The organism is Actinomyces timonensis DSM 23838, from assembly GCF_000295095.1.
Lineage (GTDB): Bacteria > Actinomycetota > Actinomycetes > Actinomycetales > Actinomycetaceae > Actinomyces > Actinomyces timonensis.
This window is the reverse complement of the sequence record NZ_JH806633.1, coordinates 893,408-914,049: the sequence shown is the minus strand read 5'-3', so window position 1 is coordinate 914,049 and position 20,642 is coordinate 893,408. Positions and strand designations below refer to the sequence as shown.

Genomic DNA, 20,642 nt, shown 5'->3' with positions numbered 1-20,642 from the left:
GCAGCGACCACAGCGACCACAGTGACCACGGCGATGACAGGATCACGCGCGTCATGGTGGTCCGGCGCGACGTCAACGACCAGCCCGTGCCGCCGGGGCAGCGCCGCTCCGCCTCCACGGCCTCGGCCGGGGCGCGCGCCGAGGCGGCCCTGCGCGAGCACGGCGTCGAATGCGTCGACCACCGCTTCGGCGGGGATATCGACCTCGTCCTCGTCCTGGGCGGGGACGGCACCATCCTGCGCGCCAGCCAGATCGCCCGCGACAAGGACGTGCCCCTCATGGGCATCAACACCGGCCACGTCGGCTTCCTCGCCGAGGCGGACCCCGACGCCGTCGAGCACGTCGTCGCCGAGCTCGTCGCCGGGCACTACACCGTCGAGGAGCGCATGACCCTGGGGGTGACCGTCGAGAGCCCCGAGGGCACGCTCCAGCACGGCTGGGCCCTCAACGAGGCGGCCCTGGAGAAGCGCGACCGCGCGCGCATGCTCGAGCTGGCCATCGGCGTCGACGGCCAGGCGGTCTCCTCCTTCGGCTGTGACGGCCTGGTCATCTCCACCCCCACCGGCTCGACCGCCTACGCCTTCTCACTGGGCGGCCCCATCATCTGGCCCGAGGTCGAGGCCCTGCTCCTGACCCCCATGGCCGCCCACGCCCTGTTCACCCGCCCCCTTGTCGTGGCGCCGAGCTCCTGCCTGGAGGTCGTCATCGACCGCACCGGCTTCGACGGCGCCGAGATCTGGTGCGACGGGCGCCGCAGCCTCGACGTCGTCGAGGGCAGCCGCATCCGCGTCACCCGCGGGGAGCGCCCCGTGCGCCTGGCGCGCCTCAACGACGCCCCGTTCTCGCGCCGCCTCGTGCGCAAGTTCGACCTGCCCGTGCAGGGATGGAGGGCGGCCAGCGAGAACGGGCTGGGCCATTGATCGAGTCCCTGAGCATCGAGGACCTGGGCATCATCGAGTCCGCCGAGCTGCGCTTCGGCCCGGGCCTGACCGCCCTGACCGGGGAGACCGGCGCGGGCAAGACCATGGTGCTCACCTCCCTCGGCCTGCTGCTCGGCCAGAGGGCCGAGGCCTCGGTCGTGCGCGCGGGCGCCCAGCGCGCCCTCGTCGAGGGGGCCTTCCTCACCGACCCCGACTCGCCGGCCGGGCGCCGCGCCGCCGAGGCCGGAGCCGAGCTCGACGACGACCTCCTCATCGCCACCCGCTCCGTGCCCGCCGAGGGCCGCTCACGGGCCCACCTCGGGGGCCGCTCCGTGCCCTCGACGGTGCTCGCCGAGGTCGGGTCCCGTCTCGTGGCCGTCCACGGGCAGGCCGACCAGCTCCGCCTGCGCTCCGCGGCCGCCCAGCGCGCCGCCCTCGACTCCCTCGGCGGGCCCGAGCACGCCGCCCTGTGTCGCCGCTACGCCCAGGCCTATCGGCGCCGGGCCAGCGCCGCCGAGGAACTGGCGCAGTGGCAGGCCGGCTCCCAGGCGCGCGCCGAGGAGGCCGCCCGCCTGCGCGCCTGGCTGGAGGCCATCGAGGCCGTCGACCCCGCGCCCGCGGAGGATACCGATCTTGAGGCCGAGGCGAGCCGCCTGGAGCACGCCGAGGACCTGCGCCTGGCAGCGACAGCCGCCGCCGCTGCCCTGACCGCCGACGCCGACCCCGCCGCGGCCTCCGTGGGCGCTGACACGGTGGATGTCTCCTCCCTCATCGCCGCCGCCGCCCGCGCCCTGGCCGCCGTCGACGGCGTCGACCCCGCCCTGACCGAGCTCGCCGGGCGCGTGCGCCAGCTCGGCATCCTCAGCGCCGATATCGGGGCGGACCTCGGCGCCTACCTCTCCGGCCTCGACGCCGACCCCGCGCGCCTGGCCTGGGTCAACCAGCGCCGCGCCGAGCTGACCCGCCTGTGCCGAGAGACCGGGGGAGCCACCGAGCCAATCGACGGCGTCGACGCCCTCCTGGACTGGGGGCAGCGCGCCGCCGACCGCCTCGCCCGGATCGACGGGCCCGCCGACGGCGCGGAGGCCCTCGGCCAGACCCTCGCCGAGGCCCAGGCCGAGCTCGACGCCACCGCCAGCGAGCTCAGCGCCGCCCGGGCCCGACTGGCCGAGCGCCTCCAGGAGGCCGTCACCGCCGAGCTCGCGGGCCTGCGGATGAGCGGCGCCCGGCTCGTCGTCGGCCTCGAGGCGCTCGACGAGCCCGGCCCCACCGGCGCGGAGGCGGTCTCGCTGCTGCTGTCCCCGCACCCCGGCGCGACCCCGATGCCCCTGGGCAAGGGGGCCTCCGGCGGCGAGCTGTCCCGGATCATGCTCGCCCTGGAGGTCGTGCTCGCCGACGCCACCATGGCCGGGCCCACCCCCGACGCGGAGGACGGCGGCGCGGCGCCGGACCGCCAGCACGCCCGCACCTTCGTCTTCGATGAGATCGACGCCGGCGTCGGTGGCAAGGCCGCGCGGGAGATCGGGCGGCGCCTGGCGCGGCTGGCCCGCAGCCACCAGGTCATCGTCGTCACCCACCTGGCGCAGGTGGCCGCCTGGGCGGACACCCACCTCGTGGTCCACAAGGAGACCCCGGGGGAGGGCGGCGCTCTGGAGGGTGCTGAAGGCACTGACGTCGCTGACGGCACTGCCGGCGCCAGCACCGGGACGAGGATCACGCGCACGCGGGTCACCCATGTCACGGGGGCCGAGCGGGAGCGCGAACTGGCGCGGATGCTCTCCGGCCACGACGATTCCGAGGCCGCCCTCCGGCACGCCGCGGAACTCCTGGCCGAGGCCGGCATGGCAGAATCAAGCGCGTGAGGTTCCCGTTCCACAAGCACTCTTCCCCGGACGACCACCCTGTTGGCGTCATCCGGGTCGATGCCCGTACCAAGGACCTGGTCAAGCGCCTCAACCCGGGCGATATCGCCGTCATCGACCACTCCGACCTCGACCGCGTCGCCGCCGAGTCCCTCGTGGAGAAGCGCCCCGCGGCGGTCCTCAACGCCTCCCCGTCGGTCTCCGGGCGCTACCCGAACCTCGGCCCCGGCATCCTCCTCGACGCCGGCATCCCCCTCATCGACGACCTCGGCGCGGACGTCATGCGCCTGCACGAGGGCGATCGGATCACCGTCACCGACGGCGCCGTGCGCCTCGAGGGCGAGGAGGCGATCGTCGCCGAGGGCACCGTGCAGACCCCAGCAACCGTCGAGGCCTCCATGGAGTCGGCCAAGGAAGGGCTGGCCGTCCAGCTCGAGGCCTTCGCCGCCAACACCATGGAGTACATGAAGCGGGAGCGCGATCTGCTGCTCAACGGGATCGGCATGCCCGAGATCCGCACCTCCATGGCGGGCAAGCACGTGCTCGTCGTCGTGCGCGGCTACTCCTACAAGGAGGACCTGCGGGCTCTGCGCGCCTACATCCGCGACTGCAAGCCCGTCATCATCGGCGTCGACGGCGGGGCCGACGCCGTCATCGAGGCCGGCTTCAAGCCCACGATGATCGTGGGGGACATGGACTCGGTCTCGGACAAGGCCCTGCGCTGCGGGGCGGAGATCGTCGTCCACGCCTACCGCGATGGGCGCGCGCCCGGCCTTGCCCGCGTGGAGGCCCTCGGCGTCGACCATGTGGTCTTCTCCGCGACCGGCACCAGCGAGGACATCGCCATGCTCATGGCCGATGAGGCCGACGCCGAGCTCATCGTGGCGCTTGGCACGCACGCCACGCTCCTGGAGTTCCTCGACAAGGGCCGGGCGGGAATGTCGTCGACCTTCCTGACCCGCCTCAAGGTCGGTGGGCGCCTCATCGACGCCAAGGGCGTCTCGCGGCTCTACCGCACCCGCATCTCCAGCTGGCACCTGTTCTTCCTGGCCATGGCGGGACTGCTCGCCCTGTTGGCGGCGCTCCAGTCCACGCCCGCCGGCCAGACCTTCCTCGGCCTGTTCGGCGCCGCCTGGGATGATTTCATCAACTTCCTGAGGTCGCTCGTGGGCCTGTCCCCGAAGACCCCGTCCCTGTGACGATCCGCATCCGCGCCATTCGCTGAAGCAGCAAGGAACGCATCATGATCGACTTCCGCTACCACCTGGTCTCCCTCATCTCGGTCTTCCTCGCCCTGGCCGTGGGGATCGTCCTGGGGGCGGGCCCCCTGCAGAACTCCCTGGGGGACGCCCTGCACAACCAGGTGGAGTCCCTGCGCGAGGATCGCAACGCGGCGCACGCCCAGCTGGAGACGGCCTCCGCCGCGCTCAACGACCGTGACGCCTACATCACCGCCGCCGCATCCTCCTACCTGCCCGGAACGCTGAGCGGGCGGTCGATCGCGATCGTCTCCCTGCCCGACGCCCAGGATGAGGACGTCGAGCTCGTCATCTCCCAGATCGAGGCCGCCGGCGGCAAGACCGTGGGCCGCGTGACGCTGACCTCGGTGTGGACCGACCCCGACCGCGAGTCCTTCCGCTCCACCTACTCCGGCCAGTTCGCCGGCAACATCGGTCAGCCCGTCTCCAGCGACGCCAACGGCATCCTGGGCGAGGGCCTGGCCAAGACGCTGACGACGGAGGGCCCGTCCGCCACCGCGCTGCGCGACCTGCTCACCGCCTCGGACACGCCCCTCATGACGGTCGACTCCCAGTTGACGGCGAAGGCCGACGCCGTGGTGGTCGTGGGGCCCCGCTCGGCCCAGTCCAATGCCGCGGGCGCCACCCCGACTCCTGGCGCGGACGCCACCGGGAAGGCCTGGGCCTCTGCGCTCAACGGCGTGGCCGCGGGCGGCTCGGCCGTCATCGTCGGCGGGGCCGACGACGAGCTCGACATCATCTCCGTCATGCGCGAGGCCAAGACCAAGGCGACGACGATCGACTCCGTGGGCCAGGCCAGCGCCGCCGTTTCCGTCCCCCTCGCCCTCGCCGCGGTCCTGGCGGGGACGCAGGGCGCTTATGGCTTCGACGACGGCGCCACCGCCGTCATGCCCCCCATCCCCTCGAAGGGCTGACCTCATGACACGCGTAACCTCACCCGTCCGGCACGCGATCACCGCCGCCGCCAGCGGCCTTGCCTGGACGGCCGCTGCCTCCCTCGCCCTGCGCGCGCTCCCGGGGCAGGCGCGCCTGGAGCGCACTAATTTCCACGGGCGCACCGTCTCCCTGCGAGGCGGCATCGCCACCGCCATCGGCGCCACCGCGGCGGCCGGGCGCACGGGAGCCCTCGCCCGGCGCCTCCCGGCCAACCCCGCCCCGCGGCCAGTCCTCGCCGCCGTCATCGCCGCCTCCGCCGGAGGCACCGCCGGCCTCATCGACGACCTCGACGCCGGTGCCCACGACGGCGACGCCCCCGCCAAGGGCCTCTCAGGCCACCTCGGCGCCCTCGCCAAGGGACGCGTCACCACCGGCGCGCTCAAGATCGCCATCATCGGCTCCGGTGCCCTCGTCAGCGGCGTCCTCCTCGCCAGGCACCGGGCCCTGACAGCACCCGCCCCCCGCCCCGCGCGGCTGCCCGCGTTCGCCGCCGACGCCGTCGTCAGCACCGTCGCCATCGGCGCCTGGGCCAACGTCCACAACCTCCTCGACCTGCGCCCCGGCCGCGCCCTCAAGGCCAGCGCCCTCATCAGCGCCCCCCTGGCGCTCTGGCCCGGCCACGCCGCCGCCCCCACCCGGCTCCTCGCCACAGGCGCCCTCGGCGTCGCCGCTGCCTCCGCGCCCGAGGACCTCGCCGAGCGCACCATGCTCGGCGACACCGGCGCCAACTCCCTCGGCGCCCTCGTCGGCACAGCCCTGGCCGCCGCCCCCTCGCGCGCGATCCGCCAGGCGGCCGCCGCCACCGGCGTCGCCCTCATTCTCGCCAGCGAGCGCGTCTCCTTCTCACGCGTCATCGACTCCACCCCGGCCCTCGCCGCGCTGGACGCCCTGGGGCGCCGGGACCGATGACGAGCAAGGCCACCGCCGCCGCGCGCGCCGAGGAGGGAACCGCTCCGGCGCAGCGCGGCCTCGCGGGCGTCGTCGGCGGCGTCGCGGGACTCACCCTCATCTCCCGCGCGCTCGGCTTCCTGCGCTGGATCGTCCAGGCCGCGACCGTCGGCACGGGCGCCGTCGCCGGGGCCTATGCCACCGCCAACCAGATCCCCAACGTCCTGTACGAGGTCGTCGTCGGCGGGGCCCTGGCCGCCACCATCGTCCCCCTCCTGGCCAGCGCCATCATGGCCGGCGACCGCGAGACCGTCTCCCGGACCGCCTCCGCCATGCTCAGCCTGGTCCTCACCATCCTCGTGCCCCTGGGCATCCTCCTCGCCGTTTTCGCCGACCCCATCGCCGCCCTCTTCCCCACCTCCGCCGATGCCGACCCCGCCTTCCAGACGCGCCTCGTCGCCAGCTTCCTGCGCATGTTCGCCCTCCAAGTGCCCCTCTACGGCATCGGCGTCGTCCTCACCGGCGTCCTGCAGGCCCACCGGCGCTTCGCCTGGCCCGCCATCACCCCGATCCTGTCCAGCGTCGTCGTCATGGCCTCCTACGGCCTCTACGGCGCCCTCACCCCCGCAGGCGCCGAGAACTGGACCAGCGCGGCGGACTCCATGGGACTGCTCGTCCTCGGCTGGGGCACCACCCTCGGCGTGGCCGCCCTCAGCCTGCCCCTCCTCATCCCCGCCTCCCGCCTCGACATCGACCTGCGCCCCACCCTCCGCCTCGACGCCGCCACCCGCCGGCGCGCCTGGAGCCTGGCCACCGCCGGCATCACCGCCCTCATCGCCCAGCAGGCCTTCATGCTCGTCGTCCCCGTGCTGGCGCGCTCGGGCGGCGTCAGCGGCACCATCGCCGTCTACCAGTACACGCAGGCCATCTGGGTGCTGCCCTACGCCGTCCTCGCCGTGCCCGTCGCGACCGTCCTCTACCCGAGGATCGCCGCCCTGCTCGGCGACGACGCCGACCGCGCCGCCCCCACCGGGAGCGGCAGGGTTGAGAAGAGCGCCATCGCCCCGGGACGGCACGCGCGCAGCCCGCGCGAGGAGGCCCTCGAGCTGTGCGGGGCCTCCACCGCCCTCGTCACCGGCGTCTGCTTGGCGGGAATGGCGATGCTCCTGGCGGCGAGCACCGGGGCCGAGGCCTTCTTCGCACTCCTGACCAACAACGTCCGGGGGATGTCCACCGCCCTGGTCGCCTTCGCCCCCGGCATCGTCGGCTTCGGCCTCATCCACCAGGTCACCCGCGTCCTGTTCGCCGCCGACCGGGCGCGCTGGGCCGCCCACGCCACCGCCCTGGGCTGGGCCGGAGCGGCCATCCTCTCCGCCGCCGCCGTGCGATGGCTGGCCCCTGGGGGAGCCGACGGCCCCGCCACCCTCAAAGCGCTCGGCCTGGGCACATCCGTCGGCATGACGATCGCCGGCATCGGCCTCCTGGCCGCACTCGCCCGCTGCCTGGGCGCCCCCGTGCTGCGCCCCATCATCCGGGTCATCCTCGTGGGAGGACCGGCCGCGGCCGCCGCCGGATGGGCCGGGCGGGCACTCAGCCAGATGACCAGCGCGCCCTGGTCCCAGATCCTGCTCTCCTGCGTCTGGGCGCTCCTGGCCGCCCTCGCCACGATCACCGCCATGCACGTCGCCTGCCCCCAGGCCCTGGGAGCGCTGCGCCGGGGGAGGAGATGACCGGTATGACCGGGACGACGGGATCAACTGGGCCCGCTGGGGCCACGGGCGCGACGGGGGAAGCCATTCGCGTCATCGAGGTCAGCGGCAGCGCCGCCGGGGGAGTGCGCGCCCACCTCGGGCAATGCGCCCGCACGCTCACCGCCGCCGGGCACGGGGTGGTCGTCGCCGCCCCGACGGCGGTCCTCGACGGCCTCGACACCGGCGCCGCCCGCCGCGCCCCCCTCGAGATCGGCCCCCGCCCCTCGCCCTCCGACCGCTCCGTGGTGCGCCGCCTGGCCACCCTCGCCCGGGGGGCCGACGTTGTCCACGCCCACGGTCTGCGGGCGGGCTCAGTGGCCGCCCTCGCGCTCGGCCGGCGCCGGAGCGGGCGGGCGCGCCTGGTCGTCACCCTCCACAACCTCCCCGTCGGTGGGCGCCTCACCCGGCTCATCGGGAATGGGCTCGAATCCCTCGTGGCCAGGAGGGCCGACGTCGTCCTCGGCGTCAGCCCCGACCTCGTCGAGCGTGCCCGCGCCCGTGGGGCGGCCAGCGCCCGGCTCGCCGTCATCCCCGCGCCGCAGACGGCGCCGGGGCGGGGAGAGGGCGCCGCGGGTGGCGCAGGCCCGGACAGCGCCCCAGACAGTGACTCGGGCAGCCGCGCTTTGAGCGTCCCCGGAGCGGCCGAGGCCCTTCCGGGCGCGAGCGGCGACGGCCCCGTCATCCTCACCGTCGCCCGCCTGGCCCCCCAGAAGGGCCTCGACCTCCTGCTCGACGCCGCCTCGATCCTCACCCGCCGCGCTGAGGGCGGCGGCCCCGCCCCGACCTGGCTCATCGCGGGGGAGGGTCCGCTGCGGGGCACCCTCCAGGCCCGTATCGACGCCGAGGGCCTGCCGGTCGCCCTGCTCGGGCGGCGCGACGACGCCCCGGCGCTCATGGCCAGCGCTGACGCCGTCGTCCAGACCAGCCTGTGGGAGGGGCAGCCGCTCACCATCCAGGAGGCGCTGCGCGCGGGCGCCGCCATCGTCGCCACCGATGTCGGGGGCACGGGCGTCACCGCGCGCGGGGGCGCCATCCTCGTGGCGCCCGAGGCCCAGTCCATCGCTGACGCCGTCGGCCGCCTCCTCGCCGACCCCGACGCCCGGGATGCCTGGCGAGAGCGGGCGAGGGCTGCCGCCGCGCGGCTCCCCACCGTCGCGGACCTCCTCGCGCAGCTGGGCGCCGTCCTGGCCCCCGGCCGCTAATCGCGAGGCCCCGGCTCGCCCGCCGCCTCGGCGCGGCCGCGGGCGCCGGCGAGGATCTCCAGGACCTGGGCGTGCGCAGTGGGCGTGGCCGCCAGCACGGAGCCGGCGCGGCGCACGTCGAGAGGGGATCCATCGGCGCGCGTGACGAGCGCGCCCGCCTCACGGGCCAGGAGGACCGCCGCCGCCATGTCCCAGGGCTTGAGCCCGCCGTGCAGGAAGGCCACCGCTGTGCCCCTTGCCACCTCAGCGATCTCCAGGGCCGCAGAGCCGTAGGCGCGGGCCGCCAGCGCGGCGCCCGCGACGCCGTCGGCACCGGGCACGCCCCCAAGCGCGCTGAAGGGGACGATCGCCGCGCCGCGCTCCAGCGGCAGATCGGGCGCCGGGGGGATCGGCTCGTCGGCGTCGCTGGCCGCCCGCAGCGGCCCCACCCAGGCCCCGCGCTCGGCGACAGCCGTCATGAGGCGGCCCGCCACAGGGTCGGCGAGTGCCGCGACCACGGGGGCGCCGCCGTCGACGAGGGCGAGGGACACCGCCCAGTCGCGGTGCGTGGCCACGTAGTTCGTCGTGCCGTCGATCGGGTCGACCACCCAGGCCGGGCCGGAATGGGCCTCGAATCCCTCGACGCGGTGCTCCTCCTCGCCGTGCAGCGGAATGCCGGTGGGCGTGATGCGCTCGGCGACGATCCGCTCCGCGCCCCGATCGACCTGGGTGACCAGGTCCTTGTCGTTCTGCTTGGTCTCCACGCGCAGCTCGCCGCCCGGGTCGAGGGCGAGCGCCGCCGCGGCGAGGACGGCCTCGCGCGCCGCGCCCAGCAGTGAGTCCAGGTCCAGTCCTGTCGTGCTCATCGCTCCTCCTCGCCGGCTCCGCCGTCGCCGACACCGCCGCCAGCCGCCCCCGATTCTATCCGCGTCGAGACCGGGCGATCAGCACGCCGAGACCGGGCGATCAGCACGCCGAGATGCGAGACTGCCTGAGAATTCAGAATCTCGCGGTGCTGTTCGCCCGGTCTCGCGCATGGGGAGGGCGGGGTGAGGGAGCGGACGGGGGCACAATGGGGGCGATCGCTGACCCGAGGGAGACCCCCATGACCCACGAGAACCCCGCCGACGAGCGCGACACCCGGGAGGTGCTCAGCACCCAGCGCGTGTGGACCGGCCCCATCTGCGCCGTCGACGACGAGATGATCCGCCTGTCCTCGGCCCCGGGCGCCTCCGAGCCCATCCGCCGCCAGACGATCGCCCATCACGACGCCGTCAGCATCATCGCCCTGCGCGAGGGCGACGACTCCTCCCAGCCCGACGGGGCGGCCGAGATCCTCATGGTCCGCCAGTACCGCCACCCCGTGCGGGCCGCCCTGTGGGAGATCCCCGCGGGCCTGCTCGACATCCCCGGCGAGGACCCGGCCATCGCCGCCGCCCGCGAGCTCGCCGAGGAGACCGATCACGCCGCGCAGCGGTGGGACACGCTCGTCGACTTCTACGCCTCGCCCGGCTTCACCACCGAGGGCGTGCGCTGCTTCCTCGCCCGGGACCTCGCCCCGATCCCCGTCGAGGAGCGCACCGCGCGCGAGGCCGAGGAGGCTGAGTTCGAGCCCACCTGGTTCCGCTTCGACGACGTCCTCGACGCCGTCATGGGCGGGCGCCTCCACAACCCCTCCACCGTCGCCGGGGTCCTCGCCGCCGAGCGCGCGCGGACTCGCGGCTACGAGGGGCTGCGCCCCGCCGGCGCCCCCTGGCTGCGCAGCCCCGAGAGCATGTGAGGCGCGCGTAGGACTTCCGGCCCTCGCGCGTCGCCACCGATCCCTCCCTCCCACCCGGCCATCCGTGCGCCACGCCACGTGAAGACACGGCGCCGTCAAGTTGCATCACACCAATTTGGGCACAAAAATGATGCTTAAAATGGGTGCCAGGCCGACGGCGCCCCGGGCGCCCCGGCGGCGCCCGCGCGCAGAGCGAGGGACAGGAGAGGGGGAAGCATGAGTCCGATGAGTTCGACCACGGGTCCTGCCAGTCCAGGCGCTCCCGCCGACGACGAGTCCACCCGCGCCAAGGTCCTCGACCTCATCGTGGAGAAGGGCCCGGTCTCCGCCGCGCAGCTCGCCAGCATCCTCCACCTCACGCCGGCCGCCGTGCGCCGCCACATCACCGCCCTGGAGGACAACGGCCAGATCGCCGTCCACACCCCCACCGGTGTGGGCAAGCGCGGCCGCGGGCGCCCAGCGCGCCACTACGTCGCCACGGCGTCGGCGCGCACGAACCTCGGCGAGGGCTACTCCGACCTCGCCGCCCGGGCGCTCAGCTACCTCTCCCAGGTCGCGGGGGACAAGGCCGTTGGCTCCTTCGCCGCCTCGCGCGGGCGGGACCTCGAGCGCCGCTACATGCGCGTCGTCGAGGCTGCCGGCAAGGATCCCGCGGACCGCGCCCTCGCCCTGGCCGATGCCCTGTCCATGGACGGCTACGCCGCCACGATCCGCGATGTCGGCGACGGCACCTTCGCCGTCCAGCTCTGTCAGGGCCACTGCCCGGTGCGCGATGTCGCCGGGCAGTTCCACGAGTTGTGCGACGCCGAGACCCAGGCCTTCTCCCGCCTGCTCGGCGTGCCCGTCCAGCGCCTGGCCACCCTGGCCGGGGGAGACCACGTGTGCACCACGCACGTGCCCATCGTCATGCCCGCGCTGCGCAAGCGCGCCGCGCGGACCATCGCCCACACGCGGGGCAACCGGCCCCAGCGAACGGAAGGAACCCGATGACGTCAACCACGACCGAGCCCGCCATGCGCAGCGACGACGAGATCATCGACTCGATCTCGGCGTCCTACGACTTCGGCTGGCATGACTCCGACGAGGCCGGCGCCAACGCCAAGCGCGGCCTCGACGAGCAGGTGGTCCGGGAGATCTCCGCGATCAAGGGCGAGCCGGAGTGGATGCTCGCCAAGCGCCTCAAGGCCTATGAGACCTTCGAGCGCAAGCCCATGCCCACCTGGGGCGTGGACCTGTCCCAGCTCGACATGGACTCCGTGAAGTACTACGTGCGCTCCACGGACCGGCCCGCCAGCTCCTGGGACGACCTGCCCGAGGACATCAAGGCCACCTACGACCGCATCGGGATTCCCGAGGCCGAGCGCGAGAGGCTCGTGGCCGGCGTCGCCGCCCAGTACGAGTCCGAGGTCGTCTACCACCAGATCCGCGGCGACCTGGAGGAGCAGGGCGTCATCTTCGTCGACACCGACACCGCCGTGCGCGAGTACCCCGAGCTGGTCCGCGAGTACTTCGGCACCGTCGTCCCCGCGGGCGACAACAAGTTCGCCGCCCTCAACACGGCCGTGTGGTCCGGGGGCTCGTTCATCTACGTCCCCAAGGGCGTGCACGTCGAGATCCCGCTCCAGGCCTACTTCCGCATCAACACCGAGAACATGGGCCAGTTCGAGCGCACGCTCATCATCGCCGACGAGGACTCCTACGTCCATTACGTCGAGGGCTGCACCGCCCCGATCTACTCCACCGACTCCCTGCACTCGGCGATCGTGGAGATCATCGTCAAGAAGAACGCCCGCGTGCGCTACACGACCATCCAGAACTGGTCGAACAACGTCTACAACCTCGTCACCCAGCGCGCCACCTGCGCCGAGGGCGCCACCATGGAGTGGGTCGACGGCAACATCGGCTCCAAGCGCAACATGAAGTACCCCGCCGTCTTCCTCATGGGCCCCCACGCCCGCGGCGAGGCCCTGTCCATCGCCTTCGCCGGCGCTGGCCAGCACCAGGACACCGGCGCCAAGATGGTCCACATGGCGCCGCGCACCTCGAGCCACATCGTCTCGAAGTCCATCGCCCGCCACGGCGGCCGCTCCGCCTACCGGGGCCTGGTGCAGATCATGAAGAACGCGCGCCACTCCAAGTCCAACGTGCTGTGCGACGCCCTGCTGGTCGACGAGATCTCCCGCTCGGACACCTACCCCTACGTGGACGTGCGCACCGACGACGTCGAGATGGGCCACGAGGCGACCGTCTCCAAGGTCAGCGCGGACCAGCTCTTCTACCTCATGCAGCGGGGGCTGACCGAGACCGAGGCGATGGCCACCATCGTGCGCGGCTTCGTCGAGCCCATCGCCCGCGAGCTGCCCATGGAGTACGCCCTCGAGCTCAACCGCCTCATCGAGCTCCAGATGGAGAACTCGGTCGGCTGACGGCCCCGCCGCGCCGAGACCATCACCCCACCCCGATCAGGAGCACGACATGACCGACCTGCGCACCGACCACTCGCGCGCCACCGCCCAGGGCGCCCACAGCCACGGCGCCGCCCAGCAGCCGCGCTACGTGGCCTCCCGGGCCGACCGCCCCACCTCCTTCGACCCCGCGGACATCCCCGTGCCCGGCGGGCGCGAGGAGGAATGGCGCTTCACCCCGATCAAGCGCTTCGCCCCCCTGTTCGATCTCGACGCCGTCGCCGCGGGCACTCGCGCCGGCGGAGTGACGATGAGCGTCGACGCCCCCGCGGGCGCCGTCGTCGAGGAGATCGCCCGGGACGACGCCCGCCTCGGCGCGGTCGGCGCGCCCGTGGACCGCACCGGCGTCGTCGCCTGGGCGGCCTTCCAGAGCGCCACCGCCATCACGCTCGGCGCCGGGGCCCGCCTCGACCGCGCCGTGCGCGTGGCCATCCAGGGCGACGACGCCGGGCTGGCGCGCCCCACCTCCCAGCACCTGCTCATCACCGCCGAGCCCGGCTCGGCCGGCACCGTCATCCTCGACCACACCGGGACCGCGGCCCTCACCCAGGGCGTGGAGATCGTCGTCGGCGACGGCGCGGACCTCACCGTCGTCACCGTCCAGGGATGGGACGACGCCGCCGTCCACGCCTCCAACCACCGTGCCCGCGTCGAGGGGGGCGGCGCGCTCAAGCACGTCGTCGTCTCCCTGGGCGGGGACACGCGCATCGCCCCGGACCTCGGCTTCTCCGGCGAGGGCGGGCGCATCGACGCCTACGGCGTCTACTTCACCGACGCCGGCCAGCACCAGGAGCACCGTCCCTACGTGGCGCACACCGAGCCGCACTGCTACTCCCGCGTCACCTACAAGGGGGCCCTCCAGGGCGACGCCGCCCACGCCGTGTGGGTGGGGGACTGCCTCATCGGGGCAGGAGCGCGCGGCACCGACACCTACGAGCTCAACCGCAACCTCGTGCTCACCCCGGGCGCCAAGGCGGACTCGATCCCCAACCTGGAGATCGAGAACGGCAACATCGAGGGCGCCGGGCACGCCTCGGCCACCGGCCGCTTCGACGACGCCCAGCTGTTCTACCTGCGAGCCCGCGGCATCCCCGAGCGCGAGGCCCGCCGGCTCGTCGTCCTGGGCTTCTTCAACGAGATCGTCTCCGAGATCGGCGTGCCCGAGGTCGAGGAGCGCCTCATGACCGCCATCGAGCACGAGCTCGAGCTCACCGGCCTCATCCAGGCGGGGCCGGGCGCCCCAGCCGACGAGCGGCCCTGAGCCCCGACCCCCGACACCCCGCGCAAGCCGCACCTCCACCAGGCACCAGAAGGCAGCAGAAGAAACTCATGAGCACTCTCCAGATCACGAACCTCCACGTCCAGGTCGCCACCAACGACGGCCCCAAGCCCATCCTCAAGGGCGTCGACCTGACCATCGCCTCCGATGAGATCCACGCGATCATGGGCCCCAACGGCTCGGGCAAGTCCACCCTGGCCTACTCCATCGCCGGCCACCCCGACTACGAGGTCACCGACGGCCAGGTCCTCCTCGACGGCGAGGACCTGCTCTCCCTCAGCGTCGACGAGCGCGCCCGCGCCGGCCTCTTCCTGGCCATGCAGTACCCCGTGGAGGTCCCGGGCGTGTCCGTGGCCAACTTCCTGCGCACCGCCAAGACCTCCATCGACGGCCAGGCCCCCAAGGTACGCCAGTGGGTCGGCGAGGTCTCCTCGGCCATGGAGCGCCTGCGCATGGACCCCTCATTCAACCAACGCGACGTCAACGCCGGCTTCTCCGGCGGTGAGAAGAAGCGCTTCGAGATCCTCCAGATGGAGCTGCTGAAGCCCCGCTTCGCCGTCCTCGACGAGACCGACTCCGGTCTCGACGTCGACGCGCTGCGCATCGTCTCCGAAGGCGTCAACCGCCTGCACGAGGCCTCCGACGCCGGATTCCTCCTCATCACGCACTACACGCGGATCCTGCGCTACATCAAGCCCGACTTCGTCCACGTGTTCGTCGACGGCCGCGTGGCCGAGCAGGGCGGCCCCGACCTGGCCGACCGGCTCGAGGAAGAGGGCTACGACCGCTACCTCAAGTGAGCAGAATGAGCCGATCATGAGCGCCCCCATTCCGACCCAGGTACCCGCCGCCGAGCCGCTGAGCCCGGCGGAGGTGGCCCGCGCCCGCAAGGACTTCCCCTACCTGGCGCGCCCCGCGCGCAACGGGCAGGAGCTCGCCTACCTCGACTGGGCCGCCACCGCGCAGAAGCCGCAGTGCGTGCTCGACGCCGAGTTTCGGTTCTACCGGATGAGCAACGGCGCGGCCGGGCGCTCCACCTACCAGCTCGCCGATGAGGCCACCGCCTCACTGGAGGACGCCCGCGAGGCCGTCGCCGCCTTCGTGGGCGCCCGGGCCTCCCAGCTCGTCTTCACGAAGAACGCCACCGAGGCGATCAACCTCGTGGCCCTGGCCATCGGGCACGCCAGCCTCGGCCGCCCCGCTGCCGGGGGGCCCGGGGCCGCGCCCGCCTCCGATCCCGCCCGCCGGCTCGCCCTCGGGCCGGGGGACGAGGTCGTCGTCACCCGCGCCGAGCACCATGCCAACCTCGTGCCCTGGCAGGAGCTGTGCGCGCGCACCGGCGCCACCCTGCGCTGGCTCGACCTCGACGGCGCGGGCCGCATCGACCTGGCGGGCCTCGACGTCCTCACCGCCCGAACCCGGGTCCTCGCCCTCGGCCACGCCTCCAACGTCACCGGCGCCATCGCGCCGCTGGCCCCCGTCCTCGACGCCGCGCGGGCCGCGGGAAGCGCCGCGGGGCGCGAGCCGATCGTCGTGCTGGACACCTGCCAGACCGCGCCGCACATGCCCCTCGACTTCACGGCCCTGGCGGCGGCCGGCGTCGACGCGATCGCCCTGTCCAGCCACAAGATGTGCGGGCCCACCGGCGTGGGCGCGCTCGTGGCCACCGAGGAGCTCCTCGACGCGATGCCGCCGGTCCTCACCGGTGGTTCCATGATCGAGGTCGTCACCATGGAGTCCTCCACCTACATGCCGCCCCCGGCGCGCTTCGAGGCCGGCAGCCAGCCCCTCGCCCAGGCCGCCGGCTGGCGCGCCGCCGTCGACTACCTCGGGATCCTCGGGATGGACCGGCTGCGCGCCCGCGAGGAGGGGCTCACCGCCCATGCCCTCGACGGCATGAGGCGCGTCCCCGGCCTGCGCATCATCGGACCCGACTCCGCCGCCGACCGCCTCGGCGTCATCGCCTTCACCATCGAGGGCGTCCACCCGCACGACGTCGGCCAGGTCCTCGACGCCGCTGGCGTGGCCGTGCGCACCGGCCACCACTGCGCCCAGCCGATCCACGCCCATTTCGGGATCCACGCCTCCTCGCGCGTGTCCTTCGGCCCGACGACCACCATCGAGGAGATCGACCGCTTCCTCGAGGCCGCGGCCGGTGTCCAGTCCTACTTCCGGAGGTGAGCACCATGAACGACCTCGACCAACTCTACCAGCAGGTCATCCTCGACCACTCCCGCGAGCGCCACGGCGAGGGCCTGCCCGCCGAGCCGGCCAGCCTCAGCCACCAGGTGAACCCCACCTGTGGGGACGAGGTGGACCTGGGGCTCACCGTTGAGGACGGGCGCCTCGTGGCCCTGGGCTGGAAGGGCGAGGGCTGCTCGATCTCCCAGGCCTCCATCTCGATCATGCACGACCTCGTCGACGGCGCGGATCTGGCAACCGTGGCCCGCCTGTCCCGCGACTTCGATGAGCTCATGCACTCGCGCGGGCGGGGTGTCGACGACGCCGTCCTCGACGACCTCGAGGACGCCGCCGCCCTGGAGGGCGTCTCGAAGTACCCCAACCGCGTCAAATGCGCGCTCCTGGGCTGGATGGCCCTCAAGGACGCGCTCGCCCAGGCGGGTATCGCCCTGCCCGCCGTCGAGGACTGATCCAGCCGGCTCCTCACCGCCCCAACGACCTCTCACACGCCCCAGGAGGGACCATGACCGACAACCCGACCGCCGCCCCGGCCGAGCCCGGCACCGCGAACCCGATGGCCGCCCAGCACGCGCCCGCCCCAGCGGCGCCCGTGGACGTCGCCGCCGTCGAGGAGGCGCTGCGCGACGTCATCGACCCGGAGCTCGGGATCAACGTGGTGGACCTGGGTCTCCTCTACGGCGTCTCCTTCGACCCCGATGGCACGGTGGTCCTCGATATGACGCTGACGACCGCCGCCTGCCCGCTCACCGACGTCATCGAGGAGCAGGCCCAGCAGGCCCTGTCCCTCATCGCCGACAAGGTGCGCATCCAGTGGGTGTGGCTGCCGCCGTGGGGCCCGGACAAGATCACCCCCGAGGGCCGCGAGCAGCTGCGCGCCCTCGGCTTCAACGTCTGACCCTTTCCTCCGCCTCCCCTTTGCCCACCGAGACCGGGCGATCAGCACCGCGAGACCGGGCGAACAGCACGGCGAGATTCTGAGGACCACTGCGCCCGTGGGCGCAGGGCTCAACCGCGCGCCAGCTCGGCTCCCCAGGCCCGGGCCAGTGCGGCCTGGCCATCGGCGAGGCCCTTGTGGCTGCCCGTCCTCACGAGAAAACTGCGGACGACGGCGTCCCGGCGGCGCGCGAGCCTCACGGCCTGCTTGGCCGCTGAGCCGTTGATCCAGCCGCGCCCCGTCACCGTGTCGAAGGCCGCGACGCGCGCGCCGGTCGGCAGGCTCGTCGTCGCGAGCCATTCCCGCATCCCCGTGCTCTCCGCCGTCCCGCCGCGGTCGACGGCGCTGCCGCGGGACTTCGGGGTGGGCAGTCCCCGGTTGTGCGTCGGCGCGCCGAGCACGATGAGCCCGGCGCCGGCGATCGCCTCGGCGCTGGCCTGGCGCGGTGCCAGGACGACGGCGCCCACGCCCTCCTCGCGCAGCCCCCGCGCGATTTCCTCGGCGGCGGCGCGGGTGGAGCCGAAGCAGGACTCGACGACGATCAGTGCGTCCATGGTTGTTCTTCCTCTCGATGAAGCGGGATTGGCGCCTGGGGCTCATGCCGATGGCGGGGGCGCCTATGGGAGGAGACCGCCAGCGCGAGGTCACGGCGCCTCGCGCGGGCGACGGCGATGACGATCGCCACGACGGAGGCGGCGAGCAGCCACCACGAGCCGGTGCGGCCGGCCTGCGCCAACGGGTTGGCATCGCGCAGGCGCTCCGGCACATCGAGCGTGCCCTGGAACTGGATGAGACCGACGCAGATCAACGGCGGCAGCCATGACGCCCCGCGCCATCGGGGCCCGAGCGCGCAGATCAAGGAGGCCACCGAGGCAACTGCGATCGCGGAGGGCCACTGCCCGGCCACCAGCCGGATCGCATCGCCCTTGCTGAGCCCCAGCGCGTCGTGCCCGATGAGCGCCGCCGCCCCGGCGGCGCAGCACAGGGCAAGACCCGAGGCCGCCACCGCCGCGAGCCACCAGGCGAGCAGGAGCCGCACTGGCCGGATACCGGTCGCAACCAGCGCCTCCGCCAGCCCTGCCAGCTCCTCTGCCCCCGCTCGGCTGGCCAGTCCCACCGCCTGCAGCGCGGCCAGCGCGCCGATGAGGGAGCCTGCATAGCCCACGTAGGCCTCGGCGGGACCATCGCCACGGCTGAGAATCGCCCCCATGGCGCTGTTGGCCGAGAACGCGCCCTCCTGGGCCCGCTTGACAAGCGGGCTGCCCATATCGATGAGGAGCCACCCCGCTGCCGCCTGCGCGAGGGCCCACACGATGATGCTGCCCAGGCAGAGCCGCAGCGCCAGGGGCACGGGGCCGCTCACCTCCAGGGGGCGCCCCGCCCAGGGCGCGCGGATCGTCATGAGGCCCTGCCCCAGGTCCCTGCGGCCGGCCGCCAGGGCGGTGAGGGTAACGAGGAGGACCCACGCGCACCCCGCCCACAGCGCGGGCAACCAGTGATCGCCCCCGCCTGGCGCGAGGGCCTCGCGAAGCGCGAAGGGGGACGCCCCGCCAGCCAGCTCCGCCCATTCCCAGTCCCTGGAGCAGGACAGCCCGTAGGCGAGGAACGCCGTTGCCAGGATCGCCAGCCCCAGCCCCCGCGCCGCGGTGCGGTCGGAGGCCAACTGCGCCGCGAGATGCGTGAGCGCGGCGAGCACGAGGCAGGTCAGGCCCACCGCTGCCCCGTAGGCACGCGCGTCGGCGGGGCTGGCGCCGTCGAGCGCGAGCAGGCCCGTGCCCGCGCCGATCCCGATGAGCGCGCTGAGAAGGGCGAGTACGAGCGCCTGCCCCAGGACGCGGCGCGCCGGCGCCACGGAGACGGAGTGCAGGATCTCGGCACGCCCCTGGTCCTCCTCGCCCCGCGCGATGGCCGCCGTGTGGAGCACGACGACGACGCCGAGCCCCAGGCAGGTCATCGCCCCCAGCTCCCAGACGGCGATCTGGACGGGATCGGCGCCGCTGGCCAGGCGCCCGTAGAGGAGGAGCACGGTGTCATTGGCGCGCGCCGACGCCACCGCCCGGGCCATCGCGGCCTGGCTGGAGTAGGTGGTGGCGTAGGAGGGGCACAGGATCGCGGTGAGCACGAGGACAGCCGCGGGCAGTACGAGGAGCCAGGCGCGCTCCGAGCGCAGGCGCAGCCCGGCATGGGCGGCCCACCCGCGCGTCTGACGGCGGCGCTGGCTCATCGCGCTTCCCCCTGGTAGTGCTCGAGGAAGACCTCGTCGAGCGACGCTGGCGCGCAGGTGATCTCGTGGGCGCCGGCCTCGATGAGGGCACGCAGAATCTCGGGCGCCTCATCGGTGGGCACGGAGGTGGTGACGACGCCGTCCGCGTCGGGCTCGGGCCAGGGGCGCTCCTCGCCGCTGGGGGAGGGGTCGCTGCGGAGCCGGGCAGGAGGAGATCCCCCGAGCGGCTGGCCTGCCCGGGCATGTCGGGGTAGGCGGCAGGTGATGCGGGAGGCCCGCAGGTGCTTCAGCTCGGACATGGACCCGGTTTCGACGGCGCGGCCGTCCTTGATGATCGTCACCGAGTCGCACAGCCGATCGACCTCGGCCATGATGTGGCTCGACATGAGGACACTCCGGCCGCGCCCCGCCGCGTCGCGCACGGCCCCGACGAAGACCTCTGATTGGAGGGGATCGAGCCCCGAGGTCGGCTCGTCGAGGATGAGCAGGTCGCAGGGCGCCGCGAGGGCCGCCACGAGCATGACCTTCTGCCTGTTCCCCTTGGAGTAGGAGCGCACGGGCTTGGAGGGGTCGAGGCGGAAGGCCTCGATGAGCTCGGCCTCCCGGCGGGCGTCCCGGGCGCCGCGCATGCCCGCGAGGGCGTCGAGCGTCTGGCCGCCGGTGAGCGAGGGCCACAGGGCGACGTCGCCGGGCACATAGGCGCATCTCCTTGTGATCGCCGCTGCGTCGCGCGCGGGATCGAGGCCGAGCACCCGCGCGCTGCCCGCGTCGCGCCGGTACATGCCGAGCAGCACGCGGATGGTCGTGGATTTGCCCGCTCCGTTGGGCCCGAGGAAGCCATGGATCCTGCCGGCCGGCACGCGCAGGTCGAGGCCGTCGAGGGCCCTCAGGCGGCCGAAGGCCTTCACCAGGCCGGTGGCCTCGACAGCGGGGGAGTCTGAATCGCTCATGCCCTTTAGGG

Annotated in this window: 19 protein-coding genes; 15 read left to right on the top strand and 4 right to left on the bottom strand. The window is 73.7% G+C overall.

Features of this window, described 5'->3' with window-relative positions; genetic code table 11:
* Positions 1 to 53: 53 nt before the first annotated feature.
* The 7 genes from A1QA_RS0110250 to A1QA_RS0110220 are packed head-to-tail and all read left to right on the top strand — an operon-like array spanning position 54 to position 8,818.
* Positions 54 to 920 (top strand): NAD kinase, encoded by an 867-nt coding sequence (locus A1QA_RS0110250; RefSeq protein WP_026048862.1) that lies wholly within the window; start codon positions 54 to 56, stop codon positions 918 to 920.
* Positions 917 to 2,782: a DNA repair protein RecN gene (recN, locus tag A1QA_RS0110245; RefSeq protein WP_017178817.1), complete on the top strand. Its 1,866-nt coding sequence runs from the start codon at positions 917 to 919 to the stop codon at positions 2,780 to 2,782. Before A1QA_RS0110250 ends, recN begins: the two co-directional genes overlap by 4 nt.
* The gene (steA, locus tag A1QA_RS0110240; protein WP_017178816.1) at positions 2,779 to 3,981 is read left to right on the top strand and encodes a putative cytokinetic ring protein SteA; all 1,203 of its coding nucleotides are present in this window, start codon (positions 2,779 to 2,781) and stop codon (positions 3,979 to 3,981) included. The genes recN and steA overlap by 4 nt, the downstream gene beginning before the upstream one ends.
* Positions 3,982 to 4,025: 44 nt before the next feature.
* Positions 4,026 to 4,955 carry a copper transporter gene (locus A1QA_RS0110235; RefSeq protein WP_017178815.1) on the top strand — a complete coding sequence of 310 codons (930 nt, stop codon included), beginning with the start codon at positions 4,026 to 4,028 and terminating at the stop codon, positions 4,953 to 4,955.
* A gap of 4 nt (positions 4,956 to 4,959) precedes the next feature.
* Positions 4,960 to 5,886, top strand: a complete 927-nt coding sequence (locus tag A1QA_RS0110230; protein ID WP_017178814.1) for a hypothetical protein — start codon at positions 4,960 to 4,962, stop codon at positions 5,884 to 5,886.
* Positions 5,883 to 7,595 (top strand): murein biosynthesis integral membrane protein MurJ, encoded by a 1,713-nt coding sequence (gene murJ / locus A1QA_RS14355; protein WP_017178813.1) that lies wholly within the window; start codon positions 5,883 to 5,885, stop codon positions 7,593 to 7,595. The genes A1QA_RS0110230 and murJ overlap by 4 nt, the downstream gene beginning before the upstream one ends.
* Before the next feature lie 5 nt (positions 7,596 to 7,600).
* A complete protein-coding gene (locus A1QA_RS0110220) occupies positions 7,601 to 8,818 on the top strand; it encodes a glycosyltransferase (protein ID WP_017178812.1) in 1,218 nt (405 codons plus the stop codon).
* On the opposite strand, the gene A1QA_RS14350 is transcribed toward A1QA_RS0110220, so the two are convergent.
* Positions 8,815 to 9,663: an inositol monophosphatase family protein gene (locus A1QA_RS14350; protein WP_017178811.1), complete on the bottom strand. Its 849-nt coding sequence runs from the start codon at positions 9,661 to 9,663 to the stop codon at positions 8,815 to 8,817. The genes A1QA_RS0110220 and A1QA_RS14350 overlap by 4 nt on opposite strands.
* A gap of 239 nt (positions 9,664 to 9,902) precedes the next feature.
* Between A1QA_RS14350 and A1QA_RS0110210 the strand changes: the two genes are divergently transcribed.
* The 8 genes from A1QA_RS0110210 to A1QA_RS0110175 all read left to right on the top strand — a co-directional run bounded on the left by A1QA_RS0110210 (position 9,903) and on the right by A1QA_RS0110175 (position 17,418).
* Positions 9,903 to 10,577, top strand: a complete 675-nt coding sequence (locus A1QA_RS0110210) for an NUDIX domain-containing protein (RefSeq protein ID WP_017178810.1) — start codon at positions 9,903 to 9,905, stop codon at positions 10,575 to 10,577.
* 225 nt (positions 10,578 to 10,802) lie between these two features.
* A complete protein-coding gene (locus tag A1QA_RS0110205; RefSeq protein WP_017178809.1) occupies positions 10,803 to 11,567 on the top strand; it encodes a helix-turn-helix transcriptional regulator in 765 nt (254 codons plus the stop codon).
* The gene (gene sufB / locus A1QA_RS0110200) at positions 11,564 to 13,003 is read left to right on the top strand and encodes a Fe-S cluster assembly protein SufB (RefSeq protein WP_017178808.1); all 1,440 of its coding nucleotides are present in this window, start codon (positions 11,564 to 11,566) and stop codon (positions 13,001 to 13,003) included. Before A1QA_RS0110205 ends, sufB begins: the two co-directional genes overlap by 4 nt.
* A gap of 49 nt (positions 13,004 to 13,052) precedes the next feature.
* Complete coding sequence (gene sufD, locus A1QA_RS0110195; RefSeq protein ID WP_017178807.1) at positions 13,053 to 14,303, top strand: Fe-S cluster assembly protein SufD; 1,251 nt, start codon at positions 13,053 to 13,055, stop codon at positions 14,301 to 14,303.
* A gap of 68 nt (positions 14,304 to 14,371) precedes the next feature.
* Positions 14,372 to 15,121, top strand: a complete 750-nt coding sequence (sufC, locus tag A1QA_RS0110190; protein ID WP_017178806.1) for a Fe-S cluster assembly ATPase SufC — start codon at positions 14,372 to 14,374, stop codon at positions 15,119 to 15,121.
* A 16-nt stretch (positions 15,122 to 15,137) separates the two neighbouring features.
* Positions 15,138 to 16,502, top strand: coding sequence for an aminotransferase class V-fold PLP-dependent enzyme (locus A1QA_RS0110185; RefSeq protein ID WP_017178805.1), 1,365 nt, complete (start codon positions 15,138 to 15,140; stop codon positions 16,500 to 16,502).
* Between the two features lie 5 nt (positions 16,503 to 16,507).
* The gene (sufU, locus tag A1QA_RS0110180) at positions 16,508 to 16,972 is read left to right on the top strand and encodes a Fe-S cluster assembly sulfur transfer protein SufU (protein ID WP_017178804.1); all 465 of its coding nucleotides are present in this window, start codon (positions 16,508 to 16,510) and stop codon (positions 16,970 to 16,972) included.
* Positions 16,973 to 17,025: 53 nt separating this feature from the next.
* Positions 17,026 to 17,418, top strand: a complete 393-nt coding sequence (locus A1QA_RS0110175) for a metal-sulfur cluster assembly factor (RefSeq protein ID WP_017178803.1) — start codon at positions 17,026 to 17,028, stop codon at positions 17,416 to 17,418.
* 110 nt (positions 17,419 to 17,528) lie between these two features.
* Here A1QA_RS0110175 and A1QA_RS0110170 read toward each other — a convergent pair whose 3' ends face one another.
* Genes A1QA_RS0110170 through A1QA_RS0110160 form a run of 3 tightly spaced genes read right to left on the bottom strand, consistent with a single transcriptional unit; the run spans position 17,529 to position 20,631 of the window.
* A complete protein-coding gene (locus tag A1QA_RS0110170) occupies positions 17,529 to 18,011 on the bottom strand; it encodes a flavodoxin family protein (protein WP_017178802.1) in 483 nt (160 codons plus the stop codon).
* The gene (locus A1QA_RS0110165) at positions 17,999 to 19,681 is read right to left on the bottom strand and encodes a hypothetical protein (protein ID WP_017178801.1); all 1,683 of its coding nucleotides are present in this window, start codon (positions 19,679 to 19,681) and stop codon (positions 17,999 to 18,001) included. The genes A1QA_RS0110170 and A1QA_RS0110165 overlap by 13 nt, the downstream gene beginning before the upstream one ends.
* Entirely contained in the window at positions 19,678 to 20,631 is a 954-nt protein-coding gene (locus A1QA_RS0110160) for an ABC transporter ATP-binding protein (protein WP_017178800.1), read from the bottom strand. The genes A1QA_RS0110165 and A1QA_RS0110160 overlap by 4 nt, the downstream gene beginning before the upstream one ends.
* Positions 20,632 to 20,642 lie beyond the last annotated feature (11 nt).